This window comes from Paenibacillus terrae HPL-003, assembly GCF_000235585.1.
Taxonomy (GTDB): Bacteria; Bacillota; Bacilli; order Paenibacillales; family Paenibacillaceae; genus Paenibacillus; species Paenibacillus terrae_B.
This window is the reverse complement of the sequence record NC_016641.1, coordinates 5,182,212-5,200,392: the sequence shown is the minus strand read 5'-3', so window position 1 is coordinate 5,200,392 and position 18,181 is coordinate 5,182,212. Positions and strand designations below refer to the sequence as shown.

The 18,181-nt window shown below is 48.2% G+C and carries 25 protein-coding genes and 2 pseudogenes; 24 read left to right on the top strand and 3 right to left on the bottom strand.

The genetic code is table 11. From position 1 onward, the window contains the following. Positions 1–36 precede the first annotated feature (36 nt). The 18 genes from HPL003_RS28735 to HPL003_RS23000 all read left to right on the top strand — a co-directional run bounded on the left by HPL003_RS28735 (position 37) and on the right by HPL003_RS23000 (position 10,524). Entirely contained in the window at positions 37–294 is a 258-nt protein-coding gene (locus HPL003_RS28735; RefSeq protein WP_148267426.1) for a hypothetical protein, read from the top strand. 338 nt (positions 295–632) lie between these two features. Beyond that, positions 633–1,076 (top strand): hypothetical protein, encoded by a 444-nt coding sequence (locus tag HPL003_RS23070; protein WP_014282203.1) that lies wholly within the window; start codon positions 633–635, stop codon positions 1,074–1,076. Between the two features lie 75 nt (positions 1,077–1,151). Beyond that, positions 1,152–1,562 (top strand): hypothetical protein, encoded by a 411-nt coding sequence (locus HPL003_RS23065; protein WP_014282202.1) that lies wholly within the window; start codon positions 1,152–1,154, stop codon positions 1,560–1,562. Continuing rightward, positions 1,537–1,971, top strand: coding sequence for a hypothetical protein (locus HPL003_RS23060; protein WP_014282201.1), 435 nt, complete (start codon positions 1,537–1,539; stop codon positions 1,969–1,971). The genes HPL003_RS23065 and HPL003_RS23060 overlap by 26 nt, the downstream gene beginning before the upstream one ends. 388 nt (positions 1,972–2,359) lie before the next feature. Then, entirely contained in the window at positions 2,360–3,217 is an 858-nt protein-coding gene (locus tag HPL003_RS23055; RefSeq protein ID WP_238533414.1) for a hypothetical protein, read from the top strand. A gap of 81 nt (positions 3,218–3,298) precedes the next feature. Continuing rightward, a complete protein-coding gene (locus tag HPL003_RS23050; protein ID WP_014282199.1) occupies positions 3,299–3,523 on the top strand; it encodes a helix-turn-helix transcriptional regulator in 225 nt (74 codons plus the stop codon). Between the two features lie 65 nt (positions 3,524–3,588). Beyond that, complete coding sequence (locus tag HPL003_RS23045; RefSeq protein ID WP_014282198.1) at positions 3,589–3,801, top strand: hypothetical protein; 213 nt, start codon at positions 3,589–3,591, stop codon at positions 3,799–3,801. Positions 3,802–4,124: 323 nt separating this feature from the next. Then, positions 4,125–4,286 carry a hypothetical protein gene (locus HPL003_RS29320; protein ID WP_014282197.1) on the top strand — a complete coding sequence of 54 codons (162 nt, stop codon included), beginning with the start codon at positions 4,125–4,127 and terminating at the stop codon, positions 4,284–4,286. Continuing rightward, complete coding sequence (locus tag HPL003_RS23040; RefSeq protein ID WP_014282196.1) at positions 4,283–4,564, top strand: hypothetical protein; 282 nt, start codon at positions 4,283–4,285, stop codon at positions 4,562–4,564. Before HPL003_RS29320 ends, HPL003_RS23040 begins: the two co-directional genes overlap by 4 nt. Before the next feature lie 105 nt (positions 4,565–4,669). Next, on the top strand, positions 4,670–5,122 hold the full coding sequence (locus HPL003_RS23035) for a hypothetical protein (RefSeq protein ID WP_014282195.1): 453 nt from the start codon (positions 4,670–4,672) through the stop codon (positions 5,120–5,122). Between the two features lie 15 nt (positions 5,123–5,137). Then, positions 5,138–5,278: an SU10 major capsid protein gene (locus tag HPL003_RS30065; protein ID WP_014282194.1), complete on the top strand. Its 141-nt coding sequence runs from the start codon at positions 5,138–5,140 to the stop codon at positions 5,276–5,278. Between the two features lie 7 nt (positions 5,279–5,285). Beyond that, positions 5,286–6,233 carry an SU10 major capsid protein gene (locus tag HPL003_RS23030; RefSeq protein ID WP_014282193.1) on the top strand — a complete coding sequence of 316 codons (948 nt, stop codon included), beginning with the start codon at positions 5,286–5,288 and terminating at the stop codon, positions 6,231–6,233. A gap of 74 nt (positions 6,234–6,307) precedes the next feature. Beyond that, entirely contained in the window at positions 6,308–6,685 is a 378-nt protein-coding gene (locus HPL003_RS23025; RefSeq protein WP_014282192.1) for a phage tail assembly chaperone, read from the top strand. A 171-nt stretch (positions 6,686–6,856) separates the two neighbouring features. Next, positions 6,857–7,207, top strand: coding sequence for a hypothetical protein (locus HPL003_RS23020; protein WP_014282191.1), 351 nt, complete (start codon positions 6,857–6,859; stop codon positions 7,205–7,207). A gap of 31 nt (positions 7,208–7,238) precedes the next feature. Beyond that, complete coding sequence (locus HPL003_RS27135; protein ID WP_014282190.1) at positions 7,239–9,341, top strand: phage tail tape measure protein; 2,103 nt, start codon at positions 7,239–7,241, stop codon at positions 9,339–9,341. Between the two features lie 17 nt (positions 9,342–9,358). Further along, on the top strand, positions 9,359–9,814 hold the full coding sequence (locus HPL003_RS23010; protein ID WP_014282189.1) for a DUF2577 domain-containing protein: 456 nt from the start codon (positions 9,359–9,361) through the stop codon (positions 9,812–9,814). Positions 9,815–9,863: 49 nt separating this feature from the next. Then, positions 9,864–10,253, top strand: coding sequence for a phBC6A51 family helix-turn-helix protein (locus HPL003_RS23005; protein ID WP_014282188.1), 390 nt, complete (start codon positions 9,864–9,866; stop codon positions 10,251–10,253). Then, entirely contained in the window at positions 10,246–10,524 is a 279-nt protein-coding gene (locus HPL003_RS23000) for a phBC6A51 family helix-turn-helix protein (RefSeq protein WP_014282187.1), read from the top strand. Before HPL003_RS23005 ends, HPL003_RS23000 begins: the two co-directional genes overlap by 8 nt. A gap of 767 nt (positions 10,525–11,291) precedes the next feature. Here the strand turns inward: HPL003_RS23000 and HPL003_RS22995 are convergent. Then, positions 11,292–12,323: a tyrosine-type recombinase/integrase gene (locus HPL003_RS22995; protein ID WP_014282186.1), complete on the bottom strand. Its 1,032-nt coding sequence runs from the start codon at positions 12,321–12,323 to the stop codon at positions 11,292–11,294. A gap of 121 nt (positions 12,324–12,444) precedes the next feature. Between HPL003_RS22995 and HPL003_RS27980 the strand changes: the two are divergent. The 5 genes and pseudogenes from HPL003_RS27980 to HPL003_RS28730 form a co-directional block, all read left to right on the top strand. Then, positions 12,445–12,630 (top strand): annotated as a pseudogene (locus tag HPL003_RS27980) (sporulation initiation factor Spo0A C-terminal domain-containing protein); the annotation flags it as partial. 351 nt (positions 12,631–12,981) lie between these two features. Continuing rightward, complete coding sequence (locus HPL003_RS22990) at positions 12,982–14,682, top strand: methyl-accepting chemotaxis protein (RefSeq protein WP_014282184.1); 1,701 nt, start codon at positions 12,982–12,984, stop codon at positions 14,680–14,682. A gap of 261 nt (positions 14,683–14,943) precedes the next feature. Beyond that, complete coding sequence (locus HPL003_RS27130; protein ID WP_014282182.1) at positions 14,944–15,324, top strand: hypothetical protein; 381 nt, start codon at positions 14,944–14,946, stop codon at positions 15,322–15,324. A gap of 125 nt (positions 15,325–15,449) precedes the next feature. Next, a complete protein-coding gene (locus HPL003_RS22980) occupies positions 15,450–15,854 on the top strand; it encodes a hypothetical protein (RefSeq protein WP_014282180.1) in 405 nt (134 codons plus the stop codon). Positions 15,855–15,882: 28 nt separating this feature from the next. Further along, positions 15,883–15,948: pseudogene (locus HPL003_RS28730) on the top strand (tunicamycin resistance protein); the annotation flags it as partial. Positions 15,949–16,088: 140 nt separating this feature from the next. Here HPL003_RS28730 and HPL003_RS22975 read toward each other — a convergent pair. Next, positions 16,089–16,865, bottom strand: a complete 777-nt coding sequence (locus HPL003_RS22975) for a sporulation protein (RefSeq protein WP_014282179.1) — start codon at positions 16,863–16,865, stop codon at positions 16,089–16,091. A 169-nt stretch (positions 16,866–17,034) separates the two neighbouring features. After that, the gene (locus HPL003_RS22970) at positions 17,035–17,631 is read right to left on the bottom strand and encodes a thymidine kinase (RefSeq protein WP_014282178.1); all 597 of its coding nucleotides are present in this window, start codon (positions 17,629–17,631) and stop codon (positions 17,035–17,037) included. 231 nt (positions 17,632–17,862) lie between these two features. Between HPL003_RS22970 and HPL003_RS22965 the strand changes: the two genes are divergently transcribed. Continuing rightward, a complete protein-coding gene (locus HPL003_RS22965) occupies positions 17,863–18,075 on the top strand; it encodes a hypothetical protein (protein ID WP_014282177.1) in 213 nt (70 codons plus the stop codon). Positions 18,076–18,181 lie beyond the last annotated feature (106 nt).

Here is an 18,181-nt window from a genome sequence, read left to right as displayed (position 1 = left end):
GAAAGAGTGCGACGTCGCACTGTTTGAATGTTTACAATGTCCGTACTCTTCGACGCCAATCGGAGGGATCGCTATGCGGGCATCTGGCCTGCGCTAACAGGTCGTTGTTTTAAATCTCCGGCCATCCGTAGACTGCGCGCCAACGCACGTACTACGGTTTGGCCGGCTTCGATAATTCCTACGTCCGGATACGGCAATATCCGTCAGGCAGGCGTGGTTCACATAGATTTTTCATCCGTGGGCGATCGGCCGGTAAATCCGGTTCAGGCACCGGTCGTCTGCTTGTTATATTAGATTAATACGCAGGACGGGAACATAGGTTCCATTTTATTGCGGAAAAGTTGTTTGTTCACGAATTGGACACAAATTTCGTGTGCGACCGGTCCAGCTCTGGTGATTTCGTGTCCTTATATATTACGAGGAAAAAACTTCACGTGAATCTGTGCGGGATCAAAATTCGCTGTAGATAATACAGTATCCGATGTGCGAAACGCGCGTGGTCGGCAGCAAGATAGTATAAGGCGGAAAACACTGCGTAAATGTGTGCATAACTACGCCGTGCATTCGGTTAAGTAGGTAGACCGCGGGAAACCGCATCTCATAAAACCAAACGAAAAGGGAGCGATTTTATTATGATGAACATTAGGCAAGCGGCAGTGTCGGCGATGGAACAAGCTAAGCGGGAAAAGTATTCAAAATGGATCGGTGAGGAATATCACGGCCTGTGGGGTGGCCCCGAAATGGCGGAAGGTACGGTTTTACATGAGTCTGAATTTTTAAAGAAGGTCGTGGAATGTGTGGCTTCTAGTGAGTTACTCACAGGTGAATACCTTCTAGGGGTAGATACGGACTTCCTTGCAATCGCAACAGGTATTGAGCAGAGAGTATTTGACGTATTAGCAGAGCGCGGCGATGTGGAGGCCATCCGTTCCATAATTAAGGCAACTGTAGGAATACTAGATTTCTCTCGGAAGGCGCTTGAGTATTACGGCATCTCTCGTTTTGCGACAGGCTTGGGGACTCCCTCTGATATGCACGACCTTGGAGACGGTTATTACTACTGTAACTGGGCGTGAAATAAACACTAACGAAAACGCGGCGGCTCCGTTGTGGGCTGCCGCTCAATTATCTTACGAAAGGAGGCGGTTCTTATGACGATCGACACGGGGAAGTTACGGCCTCATAAACAGGACGACTGGTTCGTCAAGGTTCCGGTCATTCTGTTCCGGCTGTATCCGAAGCTCGAAGGTTTTACCGTGGAAACGGCGGGCTTTTACGGCTATTTGCGGTCCTGGTGCCAAAACAAGCCGAGCCACCGATTATACGGTAAAACGTGGCTAAATCAACGCGAAATAGAGGCGCAAACGGGACTATCTCCGTACAAAATACGCCAGCACGCGGCTACGCTTTGCCGTTACGGTTTGCTCAACGTCACAAAGTCCGATCGCATTCCGAACAAGCTGATTTATGAACCGCTCGAACCGCTGACGTATGCGGAATTTCACGAGAAATACGGGATAGGAGGGGGTACAGAGGATGAGCAACCTTCGGACGTTAGCTAAAATAGCGACTGAGCAAAAAGAGTCCGTCCTAGAACGGGGACATGGCGGTTACTCGCCCTCGCTTCATTCACTCTTTCGCGTTCATTTAGTTGAGATGGGGGAGAAATACAGGAAGAACGACGCGAGAGACGCAATTCTGCTTTTGCTTTACCTTCACGCGTATGTGAACGGAACCGAGGCGAACGATTACTATATGTGGGCGTTCCCAACGGTAGAGCAAATACGGGAAGATACGGGGATACACGGTGACCGAATTAAACCGCTGTGCCGGATGCTTGAGGTCGAGGGGCTTTTGATCACGAAATTAATTCCCTGGCGTGGAAACGTTAAAAAGATTTATCTTCCGCTTTACTATCCGCGCTCAGAGGAGGCTGTAGGAGAAGCGATTCCTGTAGACGGAGTGGCTTAAATCCCGTTCATGGGAATCGTCGTACTCCGTTTATAGGAATGTAATAAGAACGAAGTAACAAGAACGAATAAATAAGAATAAACATTACGACATCATAACCTGTTTCGGGATAGAAGACCACTATCCCTCACGCGTCGTCATTCGCTTACGCTCATTCCTAGCGAAGTATCATGCGCGCATTGAGATAGTCACATATAGATTTTCGCGTGAGAACTTCCACTAGGAAGAACAACAGATACGCGGACATCAAAATATTAAGTTTCCATTATAGGAGGGGGATTTATTGGAAGCAGCCAAAAAGTTAGTTGAGTACCAACATAGTCCGCAACTTGAGCTCATCGTCACGCCGGACGTAGACAGATATGATTATTCTGGAGAATCCTGCGAATTGTTCCCGAACTGGACACGTGCCAACTACCGGGCCTACGCTAAGCATCCGCTTGAGCTGAGACTGAAGATAGCGGAGACGACAATGGTCGAATTATATGACACTTATTATTTCGATGCTCACATAGGCGGTGACGGCAGGTTTCGGACATGGCTCGATAAACAGCGCTTGGAACGGCTGGCGGATTATGTTCTCGCTGAGGATCACGTTAACGGGTTGTCAATTTTACGCGACCCATACGACAAACCTCGTGATCGTGACGTTGATGTTCCGCCAGGTGAGGGCGCGCGAGACTTCATGAGGAAGCACGATGTACGGATTTACTGTGAGGCTGACGCAGAGGGTATCGCCGAGAAAATGGGCGTCAAGCTATGTCGTGCGTGCCGTTACCCTTTCGAGGGCCGCGCGAGTAAAGTGGACTGCGGACCTAGTTGCCGTCGAGTATCTAAAACGCTATGGGAACGCCAGGACAGATACGGAACTGTCAAACTTGAGGGTGAGCGAAACCGCACGCAATTGGAGTACGGTTTCTACAATCCCCAGGAGATGGAGGACCTACAGGAGCGCTCTGAGCGGTCATTTGGAAATCCAAAGAAAATCGCGAATATGATTGATGCGAAGAAGCGGAAGGAAGGGCGCGGTCGAAAGAATACTGTGCAGCTCGTGGATAAGAAGGGAACTGAGAGCGCGGGCTACCTGGATGGGGAATATAGGTGGACGAGTAACCGGAACAAATACAAGGGCAATGAACATTCCATATGGTGGGGGCCGGTAGTCACGTATAACATGTACGAACAACCATTGACAGAGGAGTTTGTAGAATGCCGCAAGCCCCGTACTGTCCACATTTCCGCCTAAGGTGGGAAGGGAACTAACGTTCCCGTTAGTTTTATTTAAGGGACAGGCGTTATTACAAATAGGACAAGGGGGTCTGTGATAATGGATGGGACAGGAGTTCGCGGTATCCGCGTTATGGTCGGCATGACGCAGGCAAGTTTCGCGGAGGCTTTATCCGTTAGTCAGTCCTGCATAGCTGACGTAGAAAACGGCCGTCGAACTGTTTCCCGTGACCTGCGAATCAAGATCGCGCAGGTTTTCGGAACGGGTGACGACGTTTTAGCTGCAATTCAACGTGCAAAGGAATCGACTAGACTGGCGCTTTGACAGGTGTCTTTATTTTTGTCTTTTTACTTCATTGCTTTAAATCATAAAAGCAAGGAGGGCCTTACGTGGGTAACAAGATATGGCGGATCGACTCGGACAACCTCGCAGCTTACACAGAAGATATTACCGTCATGGCGAAGATCAAACGCAGCTATTCGTATTTTCATGTCATGGCTGAGTATTTCCGATTCGGCAAATTAATCGCTATTCAGTATCGGGTGCCTGAAGCGCGGAAACGGTCAATCAAGCGGCTGTTAAATTGCCAAATCAGCGCATGACGGCGCAGTACCCTATACGTTGAATTAGCGTGGTATTAACGTTCTGGACAAGCGGAGGAACTATGACCCTCGGCTTATTTTTGCGCGTCTGAAATCAAGCGAAAACACGGAAATGAATACGAATAGTGTCCGGTTTTAACGGGAGGTGGGCTAGTGAGTGATCGAGAGGACGCGGCTACATATTGTCCGTATTATAAGCCGGATTCAAGCTGCGTATTGCTTCACGCGATGTCAAAAGCGGATAAGCGGTGCAAAGCCTGGCGCGGCGATGACTCCGTCCGCTGTCGGTATTTGAGTACACAAGTAGCGAGGAGGTTGTAACCATGTTGAGCAACGGAGTTAACCAGTACCATACGGTGATATCGTACGCGGACGGTATTACGATTACGTTTGGTGATTCGGTGTCCCGCCGTTACATCCGGCTCAATGCGGACCGGATCGCGGAGGACGAGCGGAAACGTAGACGGAAGGAGAAACGGAAATGAGCAAGGGATTACCAACGATCGAACATGAGCGGAACTTCGGTCGCGATTTTGTATACGTTGACTCATCCGTCGGGTGGCCGATTCTACAAGGTAGTAAGCCGATTCCCGAGGATAAGGACGACGCAGTCGAGGCCGGAGCTGGCGCGATAGTTTCCGCCTTCGACGAAGTGGCTGCGCGAGGATTGTTTGTCGGCGAGAGTATTCGGCTTCATTCAAACGTGCCAGGCGCAGCCGATCGAGCACTACAAATACTCAACGTAACAGAGGAATCGGAGTGAGGGAGGTGGGTACGGTGATTACTCCGGCAGTGAAGCGGCTAATGACGCCGCGAGGTTTTACGTGGTTTAGACACATGAAGTTTAAATGGTAAAGGAGCGTTCACGATGGAAGACGTAACAAATCCGGAAATCCTGGAAGAACAAACGCAAGAGCCAACGTGGGAGGATGAACGCGCGGAGCTCACACAGCGGCTTGAAACGTTGACAACGGAGCTACATACCCAACGTGTCGGCAACGCGTTCTATCGCAAGGCAAGGGCAGCGGGAATTGACGATCCGGACGCATTGGCGAGTATTGTAAATCTTTCCGCCGTAACGTTTGATGACGCAGGGCAAGCGCAGGGGATTGATGAAATCCTGACCGCGTTTACCTCAGCCGCTAAACCTAAAGAGCCGCGTACAATAGGGGGCCCGTTTGCGCCCAATTATGGTGAACGAGCCGAAAAGACGAGTGAACAGCGACTTGCGACAGCAGCGGAAAAGGCTAAACGTACCGGACGTCCGGAAGACATGGTCGAGTATATGGAACTCAAAAGTAAACTTAAATTACAAAATTAATAGGGGGAATTTATTATGACAATTTATACAACTGATTTGGTAGGTAAACGCGAGTCTGTAGCCGACGAAATTCTGCTACTTAACCCAACACAAACGCCGATGCTGAATTTACTCGGATTCAGCCAGCCAGTTACATCAACTACGCATTTGGGTTGAAGATGCGATGTTTGCTACACGGACGACGGTCACTGCCGCTGCTGCTGCGGACGCAACGGAGATCAAAGTAGCCAGCACCGAGCCATTCCGACCACACACGATTGCCGAAATCGGCGATGAGCTCGTACTGATTCAAGCTGTGGATACCACCGCGAATAAGATTACGGTTGTCCGGGGGCATAGCGGTACAACGGCTGCTGCAATTGCGAAAGATGCTCCGATTGAATCGCTTTATGGAGACAGCCGAGAAGGTGCAGATGCGCGAGACGCGCGTTATAAGTCTAAGACAAAAGTGGACAACGTAACGCAGATTTTCGAGGACACGGTTAGCGTAACCGGATCGGCGGAAGCTGTCGCACAGTACGGCATAGGGTCAAGCGGCCTTTACGCATATGAGAAGGCGAAGAAGCAGCTTGAACTTGCGCTCCAACTTGAGAAAGCTATTATCGGCGGTCGCAAATTTGATAGCGGGGATATGCGCACAATGCGCGGCATCCGTAGCTTCATCGAGACTAACGTGACCACTGCGGGCGGGCCAGTTACGAAGAAATTGCTCGATGACGTGGCTCAAAAAGTTTATAGCGCTGGCGGCTTTGCGACAGGAAGCGTAGGTTATACGTTCGTTGTTCCTGCCGTGCAGAAGCGCGCAATCAGCGACATGGCATTTACGCAGATTAGATTGACACAAGCGGAGAATAGTCGCGGCCAGAAAGTCGACCACATCGTCAATGACTTCGGTACATTCCAAGTCGTGCTTAACGATAATCTGAAGCCTGACGAGATTCTTTTCGTAGACGCGAATCGGATTAAGATTAGACCGCTCGGCGACCGCTCCTTTGGTCATACGTACCTCGGCGTCAAAGGCGATTATCAGTCCGGTATCATCGTTGGTGAGTATACGCTGGAGTTCCAGCAAGAGAAGGCGCACGCCCGTATCAAAGGGCTGACCGCGTAAGTAAATAGCAATAACACGGAGGTCCTTCGGGGCCTCTTTTTGTTTCCCAAAAATACCATACGGAGGCTGATTATATGACAACAAGCAGACTTGACGCACTACTCGGAGCAACCACGGATTTACAGGAAGGCGTGTATATCCCTCGTTTGAAGACGGATTTTATCGTCAAAGCGCTGGATGAAGACACACTCGAAAAGGCTCGCGCACAGGCCACTACCGGTAAGGATAGATCGGTCGACGAGTCGTTATTCAACCGCCTGCTCATCGTTAAAGCGGTGGCCGATCCGGACCTTAACGATAAGGCGCTGAGAGATCGTTACGAAGCGTCTGACGCAGCCGATGTCGTTAAAAAGGCGTTGTTGCCTGGCGAACAATCCCGCGTCGTACAGGCGTTGTTGAGACTGTCCGGATTCGTGGACGATGCGAAGTTAATTGACGAAGCAAAAAACTAATCAAGTCGGGTGGGGAGTCAGCGCTGCTACACGAGATATTTCAGCGGCACGGCATCCCGCCTGACGAAATTTACGCAAAGGAACGACGGCACCGGATGTTTATGTACGCGTCGATGATGCTCCAGTTCGAACGGGAAGCGAAGGCGGCGCAACAACGATAGGGGGAGTAATATGTCGGACAATATTACGGTAGCTTTTGAGCGTGTAGTGCCGATCGCAGCGCTACTGGCGGAGATCATTACGTATACGCGGCCGGGTAACTATGCATTCCGGACAAACCACGCGGAGCAGTACGAAACGTGGACGGAGACAGCCGCGCAATTTGAGGATTCCGGTATTCACACGATAAAGACCGTCGACTATCACATGCGTTGGCTTTCGGATGCGCTTGAGAAAGCGGACGAGGCCGTGGATCGCGGTCGAAATGCAATGCGTCAAACGTTAACTGTACACGATGCGCTGCGTAAGTTACTGCGTGCGATCGACCGTTATCGGGAGTGGGTGATCCGTCATAGCATTTGATATCACGGGTTATCTGCGTCTGAAGGATGAAATGTCCGGTAAGCTGAACCGTGCAATGGGCGGAATGGTTAAATTCGGAGCAGCGGCCGGTATCCTCGGAACCGCTGTCTCCGCTGTCGCGGTGGCAGGGGATAGTGTTAAGAAAGCGATGGATTTTGAAAGCCAAATGTCCACAATTAAGGCGCTGACGGGTTCTACGGACGAGCAGATGAGGCAGATGCAGAAACTCGCACTGGAGCAGGGAATGGCTACTAAATATAGCTCGATGGAAGCCGCACAAGGGATCGAGGAACTACTCAAAGCGGGCATGTCCACGGCGCAAGTAATGGACGGAGGGTTGAACTCCGCGCTTAACCTGGCAACAGCGGGCGGACTCGGTCTAGCGGAATCTGCGGAGATTATGTCTACGGCGCTTAACTCGTTCAAAAAAGACGGTTTAACGGCGGCGCAGGCTGCGGACATTCTCGCTGGTACCGCTAATGCCTCCGCTTCGGATGTTCATGACTTGCGTTACTCGTTGGCAGCGGTCGGGGCTGTCGCGTCTGGCGTCGGCATGTCGTTTAAGGATACGAATACAGCGCTTGGCCTGTTCGCCAACAACGGTATCAAAAGCGCGGATGCCGGTACATCTTTGAAGACGATGCTTGCCAACTTGGTCCCGATGACGGACAAAGCGTACAATTTGTTTGAGGATTTTAACCTTTTAACTGTGAACACAACGGATGCACTCGCATTCATGTCAAAAAAGGGTATCAAGTCCACCGGGACGTCTGTACAAGCGGTTACAAAGGATGTTGAGCGTTATGTAGCTGCACAAACAGGGCTGAAGGTAGGCACCTCTAAGGCAGCGAAAGAAACGCAGAAGTTCCTAACCGCGAGCAACCTCATTCACTCCGCGTTCTATGACAATAAAGGTGAGATCAAATCACTCGATCAGGTTGCGGGACTACTGCAAAACCGTTTCGGCAAGTTGACAAATGAACAGCGACAATACTATATGTACCAACTGTTCGGGTCAGATGCAATTCGCGCTGGCACAATTTTGTACAAAGAGGGCGCAGCAGGAGTTAAGAAATTCCAACAAGAAATGTCGAACGTAACCGCGCTCCAGGTTGCGAAAGAAAAGATGAACAACGCAGCGGGTGCTGTCGAACAATTCAGGGGGGCCGTGGAGACGCTTCAGATATCCGCACTGCTTCCAACGATGCCGATGATCGCTGCACTCGCGAATAAAGGGTCCGAGCTCGCTATTCAATTAAATAACTGGTTGGATTCCGATCAAGCAAAATCGTGGGGCAACGCGATTAAGTCTACGTTTAATAGTGTCATGACCGTGCTGGCTCCTGTAGGCCAAGCCGTTATGAACGGAGTTAAATCGTTGCTTCCGACGGCGCAGGCGACATGGACCGCACTCGTAAACGGGGTCACGAACGTAGTTGGCATATTTAAAAGCTACTTCCCGCAGATATCGAGTGCTCTCCAATCGGCTTGGACGTTTATGCAGCCGGTATTTACACTGGTTCAATCCGCAGTTAAAGCGATCGGTGAGGTTGTGGTCGCGGTATTGCCGACCGTTCTGGACATCTTCAACACGGTATTTCCAATCGCAGCTAAGCTCGTCGGATACCTCGCGCAAGGGATTACGTTCCTGATTGATAACGTTGTGAGGCCGATGCTTCTGACGTTGGGCGAGGCGTTTTCGGCTGCGTGGGCTACCGTTAAGCCTATCCTGAAGTTTATGGAGGCGGCGATTGATGCGGTGGCTTCTGCGATCGAGTACGCGTATAAGAAGTGGCAGGAGTTCAAAAATTCTGACGCGGCGCAGGTATTATCCGGTAACTTCTCGTTAGGTATGCCGGAGGCTTTTGGCGGAAACGGCGTTATTCAAGTCGAACGTCCGAATGCGAATGGTCATGCGGGTGGGCTCGACCGGGTACCTGCGAATGGTTATCCTGCACGTCTCCATAAAGACGAAGCGGTCCTCACGAAGCATGAAGCGTCCGAGTGGCGCGATCAACAACGCGGCAAGGGCGGCAACAACGCACCGACCATCATCATTAACAATCCGGTATTTAACTACGAGACGAGCGTTGAGCAAATGGCGCGCCAACTTGCACGTCAGCTCGCAACGTAAGGAAGGAGAACAGGTCAATGATTAAATTAATCGAAGGTAACGGCGTATCACAGTTCCGCGACGTCATTAAGCAACTCGGACACAACGTAGAAGTCGATATCGAATACGCGACGATCATCGCACCTCCGCCAGCTCTCCGCGTACAGATCGATAACATGAAGATCGAGCTCGACGGAGATGACGTAATCGTACCGGAGCACTTGCGTGAACATACGCGGAGGGTATCCGTTAAAAGCTCCGCGGGGTCGCTGTCACCGACTACGCTCGAACTCAACCGATATACACGCGTAACGAAGGAAACGGAATCGTCTGCGCCTGTTAATTCGAAAGCGTTCAGCGACGTGTTCAACTTCGGGTCATTCACGTCTGGTGAGTTCGAGATTACGTTTCATGACACGCTGAAGGCGGGCGACCGGGTGGCCGTTGCGTCGTTTGGCGCAGGTCAACGTTATATCGTGTTGGATCGGATTTAATAACGGGCGGGCTGCGGCTCGCTCTTTTATTACGAAAGGGGAACGTTATATGAATCTCGAAACGAAGCATTATACCGCGATACGATATTTGTCGCTTCCGCCTAGTGAGCGTCCTACACTCGCAGAGATTGCGGAGGAATGCGGAGTAACTCCGTCAGCTCTATATCAATGGCGTCAAGACAGCATATTCGAAGCGGAACTCAAGCGCCAAATCGTACGTAATAATGTCGACGACTTGCCGGAACTTATTGCGCTGATACCTAAGATCGCGATCACTGAAAAGAACGCAGCTATGGCGAAGCTCGCGCTACAGGTTCACGGAATGTTGTCGGATAAGGTCGAGGTAAGCACAACCGCAACCAGCGGAGGCGGCACGGATATAGCAGCGCTAAAGGCTCGTATCGAAGCGCTGAAGGAACGGAGAACCACCGATGAATAAACGGCCGAGCCGCCGTCTGCCTCTCAGCGATATTCATTACGCGGCGATTGCGTTACTATGTGACATCAAGCGTCCGAGTCACGAAGATATTGCGCGTAGACTCGGGATTACGCGTATGACCTTGTATCGTTATCGTAAGCGTCCGGACTTCCAACGGGAGCTAAAGCGTGAGGGGCGACGTCGAGCCGACGAGTTTATGCGTGAGAACCGTGAAAGGGTGCGCGTAAGGGCTGCGGGGGATATTGAATGGTTCTTCCGTAAGTACGTGTGAATGCCCGTTATGCGTAGGGCTGACGCGTGGTTCAACGAGGAATAACGTGTTACAATGATACCGATATGGCGGATTTTCCTACACGAAGCTCCGGACGCGTGACCCCTTCGGAATTTTTCGGATACGAAAGCGTGCTAATAGCTGAGAGTTCAGTAGGAGCGCGGAGTCTCGCAGTTTTATAGCTACGGAAACTTTCGGGTATAGCGTAAATCCGCCATACGTTCCGGCTGCATACGCAGTGCATAACGGACGTGAGAACCAGCGTATTTCAATGCATACGTTACCAGCGAGTAGGTGGCCGGATAGGGCGGAAAGCCGCGTCCCTACGGGATTTATACGGATTATACGCTGGTAATGTATATACAGTGCATACAGTACGTTTATGCAGCGCGGTAGGAACCGCATAACGACGCGGGTTCCGAGTGCGGACATATTCGCATAATATGTGTTTTGTGAACATGTATGTGAATATCCGCTGCATAAAAGGCGGTCGGGTGGCACGTATCGCTGCGTGTGTCCGATCGAAATTAACGCTTATTTACGCTATCAAAAGCGATTGAATGAGCGTGTTTTTGCGTGGATATTTGCGAGGGTCGTACCCCCAAGCGCCCCCTCGCGCGGCCCGGAATCTGGTGCGTGAGAAATCGGCGTATCAAAATAAACTTCCGAAAATTATAAAGCGCCCGTCTACGGTTATGATCCGTGGGCGGGCGCTTTTTCTTCGTTATAAAAGCCTACCAGCGATATTTCATCGGTAGGCGCAAGTATTAACGGAATTTCATTTTGCCGCGTTTCTTCTCGTTTCCTGCGTCGAGCAGGCTTGCGACAGGACTTGCTTTATCGTGTTGATCGTGTAAATCTTTACTAGCGTACTTTAGATATATTTGTGTCACATCCAATGACGTGTGCCCAAGTATTCGAGATAGAGCGAACAGGTCGCCCCCCTCACGTAGGAACTTAATAGCGAAGTAATGACGGAATGTGTGCGGGGACACACGAGGACCGTCAACCCCGGCTCGCTTGGCATATAACTTCAGCATCTTAGCGAAAGAGCCCCCGAGATACCGCTCACCAAATTGCGTTAGCCACAGATAGTCATCCGGGTCTACATTTATAAAGGAAATTAAATTCTCAAGTTCCTTGGTCGTCTTTTGTGAAATGGGCGCAACCCGCGTCGTTTTTGTCTTCGAAACCTCTGCGCGAACGGTTATTTGGCGTAACCTAAAATCGACGTCCGACACTTTTAGACTTGTCAACTCCTTTATCCGAAAGCCACAATCGCAAAGCACCAACATTAAGCAGTAATCACGAAGACCTGTATAAACACGCCGATTGGGCGCGCCTAGGAGCTTGATGACATCCGAGTCGACGAACGTCTCAAACGTTTCCTTTTCTTCGGTCTGATAGTCAACAGCATTCATAGGGGACTCTTTGGTAATACGCTCGTGAACTAGGTAATTAAAAAATACCCGCATGTTCCGAATTACATTATTGACGGTACGGGGTGTTAGACCTACCTCACCGTTCGGGCTAGTCGGATGGTCGTCCCACCGTACCTTTTCGAAAGATAGATACGCTATATATTCGCGTAGTAAGTCCGTCGTTATCGTGGAGTCTCCTCGCTCATCGTACCATTTACGAAACTGACTTAGAACCTGGTCATACGCGAGAATCGTTTTAGGCGATCGTTTCGCTAGGCGTTTAGTTTCGAGAAATTCGTTGATGTGTTTTTCTAACGAGATTTTAACGGAGGGAGTGCGTTTTGTTACAAATGCAAATTTCGGTGTTTTGGCGGTCATTTTATACCGTCTCCTTTAGCGATAAAGTTTCGCAAAAAGTTCCGATAAATAGGTGCGCAGTTTATTGCAATAGCGATAAAGGTTCACGGCTAATTTTACGTCACGTTGCCCGTATAAACCAACGACGGCATCCCGTGTGGAACGCGCCATTCGTCATGCTATCGAGGTAGCATGGACACGTGGCAACATCGACAGTATCTCTCACCTGTTCGGATACACCATTAATATCTCCAAATCCAAGCCGACCAACTCAGAGTTTATTGCCATGGTAGCTGACAAGCTGCGGATTGAGAATAAGGTGTCCTGAAAGGGTCAAGATAATTGATGTAGCAAGCGATTAGGTTCTTCTACAGTTAGGATAGTTATGGCGATAAACATCCCAGATTGGCAGTTTTGAACCTATAAACTTATGTGTAGCATACCAACTGATACCGTTATTTATTGGGGTTGTCAACAATCCAATAAATAACGGTATTTTTATACTAGTTAAAATTAATACTTCATCAAAAAAAGAGCACTAGAACCAGCTTCAATAATCATCACAATGTAAAATTTTCCTTTTGGAAACAGTTCTGAAAAATCTCTTTAATTTGGTATAAACAAAGTGTCGATTTATGTCGATATAATATTTACTATAAAGAGATTGAGGAGCGAATGTATGAAATTTAATATCCGCGCAAAATTGTTATTAGGTTTTCTTTCGGTAATTGCTTTATTGATCATCATTAGTTTAGTATCCATCTCAAAAATGAAAAACTTGGGTGACACCTCGATGGAAATTGATAGCCACTGGATGCCCAGTGTGACTATTCTGGGAACGCTGAACGGCGATATATCTGATGTAGAACGGCTTTCCTTGAATATTGTTGTAGAACGCGACCCGGCAGAAGTGGAGAAGGTTCAAGCGGAATACGATAAGGTTTTGAAAAAGGTTGAAACCGGACGGAAAACATATGAAAAATTAATTGCCACCCCTAAAGAACGTGAAATGTATGAAGATTTCTCCAAAAAATATGCAGATTATCTGAATAAGTTGCCAGAGGTAATTGCAGCAGGCAAAGCTAACGATTATGTTCAATCCAGCATTCTTCACAAAGAGTCATATGCGCTTTGGTATAGTGCGAATGATACGATCAATCAGCTTATGAAGCTGAACGCAGGTGGTTCATCACAGATTACGCAAGAAGGCGTTGACAACTATATTACAGGTAGACAAATGGTCATCATATTGAGCATTGCAGCCATTGTATTGGCACTGATTATGGCATTCACCATCGCCCAAGTTATTACTAAACCCATCTTGCGAATCAGTCGTGCCGCTGAAAGCATCGCATCGGGTGATCTTACAGGTGAAGCTATAATTGTGAAAGGTAAGGATGAGATTAGCACTTTGGCACATTCCTTTAATACGATGGTTGGAAACCTTCGCCAACTGATTCAATCTGTTAGTAAGACGACTGAAATGGTAACCACATCCTCAGAGGAATTGACGGCCAGCGCAGAGCAAAATAGCCAAGCTTCTGCACAAATAACCGAAACGGTACAAGAAGTAGCTACAGGAACGGGCGAACAGGTGGATATGGTGACCAAGTCGTCACAGGCTATTGAGGAAATGTCCATCGGTGTAGAACAAATTGCTATCCGTGCGCAAAATGTATTTGCATCTGCGCAGGATGCGGCCCACAAATCAGCTGAAGGTAACCAGATGATTCAACAGGCTGTTACGCAGATGAACGCTGTAAATCACTCCATGGAGGGATTGGCTGGTCTTATGGCTGGTTTAGGAGAGCGTTCAGATGAAATTGGCAAGATTATTGATGTAATCACCAATATTTCGAGTCAGACCAACCTTCTTGCTCTGAACGCTGCGATTGAAGCAGCCCGCGCAGGGGAACACGGTCGTGGATTTGCTGTAGTTGCAGGCGAAGTGCGCAAGTTGGCTGAACAATCGGCTCATTCTGCTCAACAAATTACGGAACTTGTTGGTTTGATTCAAAAAGACACTGCCCATGCGATCGAGGCTGTAGAGTCCAATGGAAAAGATGTCATGACAGGTCGGGAAGTCGTGCAGAATGCAGGTGCTTCCTTTGAACTGATTCAGGAAACCGTTAATAAAGTGGCGAGTGAGATTGAAGAGGTATCCGCTGGATCGGAGCAAATGTCTGCAAGTACGGATGAAGTTGTTGGTTTTGTCAAACAAATTTCAGCGATTGCTGAGGAAGCCGCAGCCGGAACACAGCATGTGTCTGCTGCAACACAAGAGCAACTGGCATCTATGGAAGAAATCGCTTCAGCTGCAAGAAACCTGTCTACCATGGCAGAGGACCTGCAAGGACAAATTGGCAAATTTAAAGTATAATTCAGATCAACATAGATCAAGCTGGGATTCGGCAGAGACAGTGTGTGTAATAACACGCTGTCTCTTTTTATTTTGTGAGGGCGATGCTGAAGCGTCATGATATAATGATGGGAAATTCTATGTTTTGAAGGGGAAGGTCATGGATCATAACAAACCGGCTAAAGCAAGTGATCTGCGTCAACTCGTAATAGACCGAATCATAACATCACCATTTTTGAATGAGTTTAAGTATCTAAAGAGCAAAAAGATTTTAAAAAAGAAATGAAGGAATTTATATTTGAAATTTATTTCGGGGCAACCAAATACGGAGCATTAAAAGTTTACATAACCGTGGAATCCAAAGAGATAAAAAAGCAGTGCGGTACAGGGGCTTGTTTTCATAGTGAATTGATTGCTTTGACCAAAAGGTATACGGAAAACACGGATTACCATGTGTCTGCGGAAACAGAAAGAGAGTGGGTGATCCAAGAGATTATTGAAGACATCACCACGTTCGCACTGCCTTTTTTTAAGCGATTTGAAGATGTAGAAACACTGGCAGAGCAAGTTCATAAATCAGGTTTTTTAGCGCATCGAAAACGTTTTAATAAGTTTAATCCGTTGACGAAAAGATTCGTAGATTTTTATTATCGAGGGGAGTAAGAGAGAGGTGTCTTTTGTGCCTTTCAGGATGGTAAAATGGTGGCAAAGGGGGATCAGGTCTATATTAATGGAAAAGCGATCAAGGAAACATATCTGGAGAATAAAGCAAAGGCGGGGATGAAGGCATGTGGAATAGTCTAACTTGGGTGATCGTCGGCGTGTTGTTGGTGGCGTTGGGTTGGATTGTTATGGCATGGCGTGGTCGCAGCAGCAAAAAACAAGTGAATGAACAGCGGGGCAGTAATGTCGTGGAATTTCATCCTCGTAAGCCTGCCCGACAATCCCGCACCGGGAACGTGTCCAAATCTAAGGTATTTTCCGATTCCCGCGCCAATACAAATGCAACTGGTATTCAAGTCCAATCTGGGTTTGGACTATCTGACTCTATCCAGAGCACGGGCAAGCAAAAATGCTCTTTTTGTAAAAAAGAAGACAAATTAACCTTCTATGCGGATGACAATGGTTCTCTATACGGGGTATGCAAGGATTGCAAGCACAAGGCGGAACGACAGGACATGCTGCCACTTTAAATAAAATACCCTTACAGGTGATCTTGAGATAATTTGGATTAATGGCGCATTTGGTTCAGGGAAAACGCAGACATCGCATGAATTACATAGAAGATTTCAAGCACCATCTGAATTGGTTCAACTGAACAATCTGCATAATCCACGTATTGGCAGGATAACGGGACATGGTAGCTAAATATTAAAAATCCCCAACCGTGACTTAAACGGCGGGGATTTTTTGTTATATCTACATATTTATCGAATCTGTCTGTCGATCAGTTCCTCCAGCGCATCTGCGATATGATCTGGTCCATAAGACAGCTCTTGCCGGCTTAAACTCAACCAGGCATGACGCTCGTCCATATCAAAGGCAGTCTCCAGCCAGCCGGATAACCCTCTCCCTCTACGATCCACTTCGACAAGCACATGAACGCCTTCAGGCTCTAATTGCATAATTAGCTCCAGCTCCTCGATATCGCGTGCATATTCGGATCCGGGCGTAAATTCAAATTCCTGCACATATGGAACACCGCGTCCCAGCTTGGGATGACGTTCACAGGTGGAAGAACGGAATCGGAAGCCCAACAGGTGAACAGCCTCAAACACCGTACTCATATAGGGATGCGGTTCGATTTTGAGCGAGTCACGGTCGGTCGGATCCAAGGCCATACCGATGTCTAATGCTGTATCCAGCCATACGGGCTGTTTGGCATGAGTGATAGGTGTTTCCAATGGCAACCGAAAAGAAAATGGAATTTCAAGCTCTTGTCCTTGCTTTAGATGGAAGCCGTCAGATACCTTGACCCGTGCAATACAGCAGGTAGCGGTGGTTTTTTTGTCATCGTTCTCTACGATATATTCCGTTTTGAGCTCAATGTCAATTTTGCCGATTTCCTGATCAATTTTGCCGCCTTTGATGCGCATGATGCCACTAAGCTCTTCACCAGGGACATACACGGACTGGTCCACCAATGTATCGACTTTAGCTGAACCAATTCCTGCACTTGCCAAGATCTTGTTGAAAAAACTCATAAGTAAGCCCCCCGATCATATCATGGTCATAGCGTTCATACGAAAACTAAAAAAACATGTACAACTAACCGGATATACGGGGCAATTGCTCGAATCGTTCCAAAAAAATGCAAGGAAAAATCCGCTGGTTGTCGTGCCTTTATCGCAGCCTGACAGTAAATTTTCCGTGCTAATCGCAGTTCACTTTATGAGGTGGTATAAAGCAATCACGGCAACGCGGCTCATACGCCTCTGAGTCGCCGATCATTACGATGGGTCCTACAGTGGAAGGCTTTCCGTTCACCATACGCTGGGTATATACAGCTTCCGAACTTCCACATACGGCGCAAAAGGAAGCTAGCTTTTCGATGTCATCTGCCATGGCGAGTAAACCGCCAACATATCCGAATTCCTTACCCCGGTAGTCCAAATTGAGTCCATCTGCAATGACGTGCTTGCCACAGTAGGCTAATTCCTCCACCAACGTCATAATATGACGGCTGAAAAACTGTACTTCGTCAAAGGCGACCACATCGGCATCCTTCGTTTCTTCCAAAATCTGCTGAACGAGCTCATCTGTGAGTTTTTTCGGAATGGAGATGGCAGGTAGCCGATATCCGATGCGGCTTACAATTTCGTCTTTGGCGTAGCGATTATCTTCAGCCGGTTTGTAAGCGACCACCTTGCGGTGCCCGTATTGAATTAATTTTTGACAGCGGCGAATCAATTCGCCAGATTTTTCGCTAAACATGGGGCCTGTAATGATCGTAATTCGTCCTGTAGGCAACGCAAATTCCCCTCTCTGTAACATGCGCATAACGCTGTGAATCTATTATTCCCGAAAGAAAAGGCCATTATAGATTACCATAATGTGCAGCAAACAGACTAGAGAAAATAAATTGTTTTTTGACATGTTATTGTATATTTATTCTTTGAACCTAAATGTGGACGTCATTGCTCTGTTGCCGTGAGCATGATAAGGTGAAGTGTAGTGGAATAAAGGGAAGAGGGGACAGGCATGGACCAAAAAGATTCGGATTATAGTGCCAAAAAAGAAGCTTTACTGGAGCAAGGGCTGGTAAGCCCACAGGCACAAGAGTTGATCATGGAGCTGGAGACAGAGCTTGATCTTCTGCGTAAGCAAAATGAATCGTTTCGCAAAGCACTGCGGGCCAAATCAGCCCAAACGTCAAGGATATCTACCAAATTACGGGATGCCTTATATGAATGAATATACTGCAGCTAGCCGTAGGTAGTTGTTAGACAGCCTGTAGCCTATGCATAAACACACTAAATTTTGTACAGAGAAATAAAGAGAGTACAACAAGCTATATATA

Bases quoted from the DNA above. Each gene is read 5' to 3' on its own strand.
- HPL003_RS28735 (WP_148267426.1), top strand. From the start codon at position 37: ATGTCCGTACTCTTCGACGCCAATCGGAGGGATCGCTATGCGGGCATC.
- HPL003_RS23070 (WP_014282203.1), top strand. From the start codon at position 633: ATGATGAACATTAGGCAAGCGGCAGTGTCGGCGATGGAACAAGCTAAG.
- HPL003_RS23065 (WP_014282202.1), top strand. From the start codon at position 1,152: ATGACGATCGACACGGGGAAGTTACGGCCTCATAAACAGGACGACTGG.
- HPL003_RS23060 (WP_014282201.1), top strand. From the start codon at position 1,537: ATGAGCAACCTTCGGACGTTAGCTAAAATAGCGACTGAGCAAAAAGAG.
- HPL003_RS23050 (WP_014282199.1), top strand. From the start codon at position 3,299: ATGGATGGGACAGGAGTTCGCGGTATCCGCGTTATGGTCGGCATGACG.
- HPL003_RS29320 (WP_014282197.1), top strand. From the start codon at position 4,125: ATGTTGAGCAACGGAGTTAACCAGTACCATACGGTGATATCGTACGCG.
- HPL003_RS23040 (WP_014282196.1), top strand. From the start codon at position 4,283: ATGAGCAAGGGATTACCAACGATCGAACATGAGCGGAACTTCGGTCGC.
- HPL003_RS23035 (WP_014282195.1), top strand. From the start codon at position 4,670: ATGGAAGACGTAACAAATCCGGAAATCCTGGAAGAACAAACGCAAGAG.
- HPL003_RS30065 (WP_014282194.1), top strand. From the start codon at position 5,138: ATGACAATTTATACAACTGATTTGGTAGGTAAACGCGAGTCTGTAGCC.
- HPL003_RS23030 (WP_014282193.1), top strand. From the start codon at position 5,286: ATGTTTGCTACACGGACGACGGTCACTGCCGCTGCTGCTGCGGACGCA.
- HPL003_RS23025 (WP_014282192.1), top strand. From the start codon at position 6,308: ATGACAACAAGCAGACTTGACGCACTACTCGGAGCAACCACGGATTTA.
- HPL003_RS23020 (WP_014282191.1), top strand. From the start codon at position 6,857: ATGTCGGACAATATTACGGTAGCTTTTGAGCGTGTAGTGCCGATCGCA.
- HPL003_RS27135 (WP_014282190.1), top strand. From the start codon at position 7,239: ATGTCCGGTAAGCTGAACCGTGCAATGGGCGGAATGGTTAAATTCGGA.
- HPL003_RS23010 (WP_014282189.1), top strand. From the start codon at position 9,359: ATGATTAAATTAATCGAAGGTAACGGCGTATCACAGTTCCGCGACGTC.
- HPL003_RS23005 (WP_014282188.1), top strand. From the start codon at position 9,864: ATGAATCTCGAAACGAAGCATTATACCGCGATACGATATTTGTCGCTT.
- HPL003_RS23000 (WP_014282187.1), top strand. From the start codon at position 10,246: ATGAATAAACGGCCGAGCCGCCGTCTGCCTCTCAGCGATATTCATTAC.
- HPL003_RS22995 (WP_014282186.1), bottom strand. From the start codon at position 12,323: ATGACCGCCAAAACACCGAAATTTGCATTTGTAACAAAACGCACTCCC.
- HPL003_RS22990 (WP_014282184.1), top strand. From the start codon at position 12,982: ATGAAATTTAATATCCGCGCAAAATTGTTATTAGGTTTTCTTTCGGTA.
- HPL003_RS27130 (WP_014282182.1), top strand. From the start codon at position 14,944: ATGAAGGAATTTATATTTGAAATTTATTTCGGGGCAACCAAATACGGA.
- HPL003_RS22980 (WP_014282180.1), top strand. From the start codon at position 15,450: ATGTGGAATAGTCTAACTTGGGTGATCGTCGGCGTGTTGTTGGTGGCG.
- HPL003_RS22975 (WP_014282179.1), bottom strand. From the start codon at position 16,865: ATGAGTTTTTTCAACAAGATCTTGGCAAGTGCAGGAATTGGTTCAGCT.
- HPL003_RS22965 (WP_014282177.1), top strand. From the start codon at position 17,863: ATGGACCAAAAAGATTCGGATTATAGTGCCAAAAAAGAAGCTTTACTG.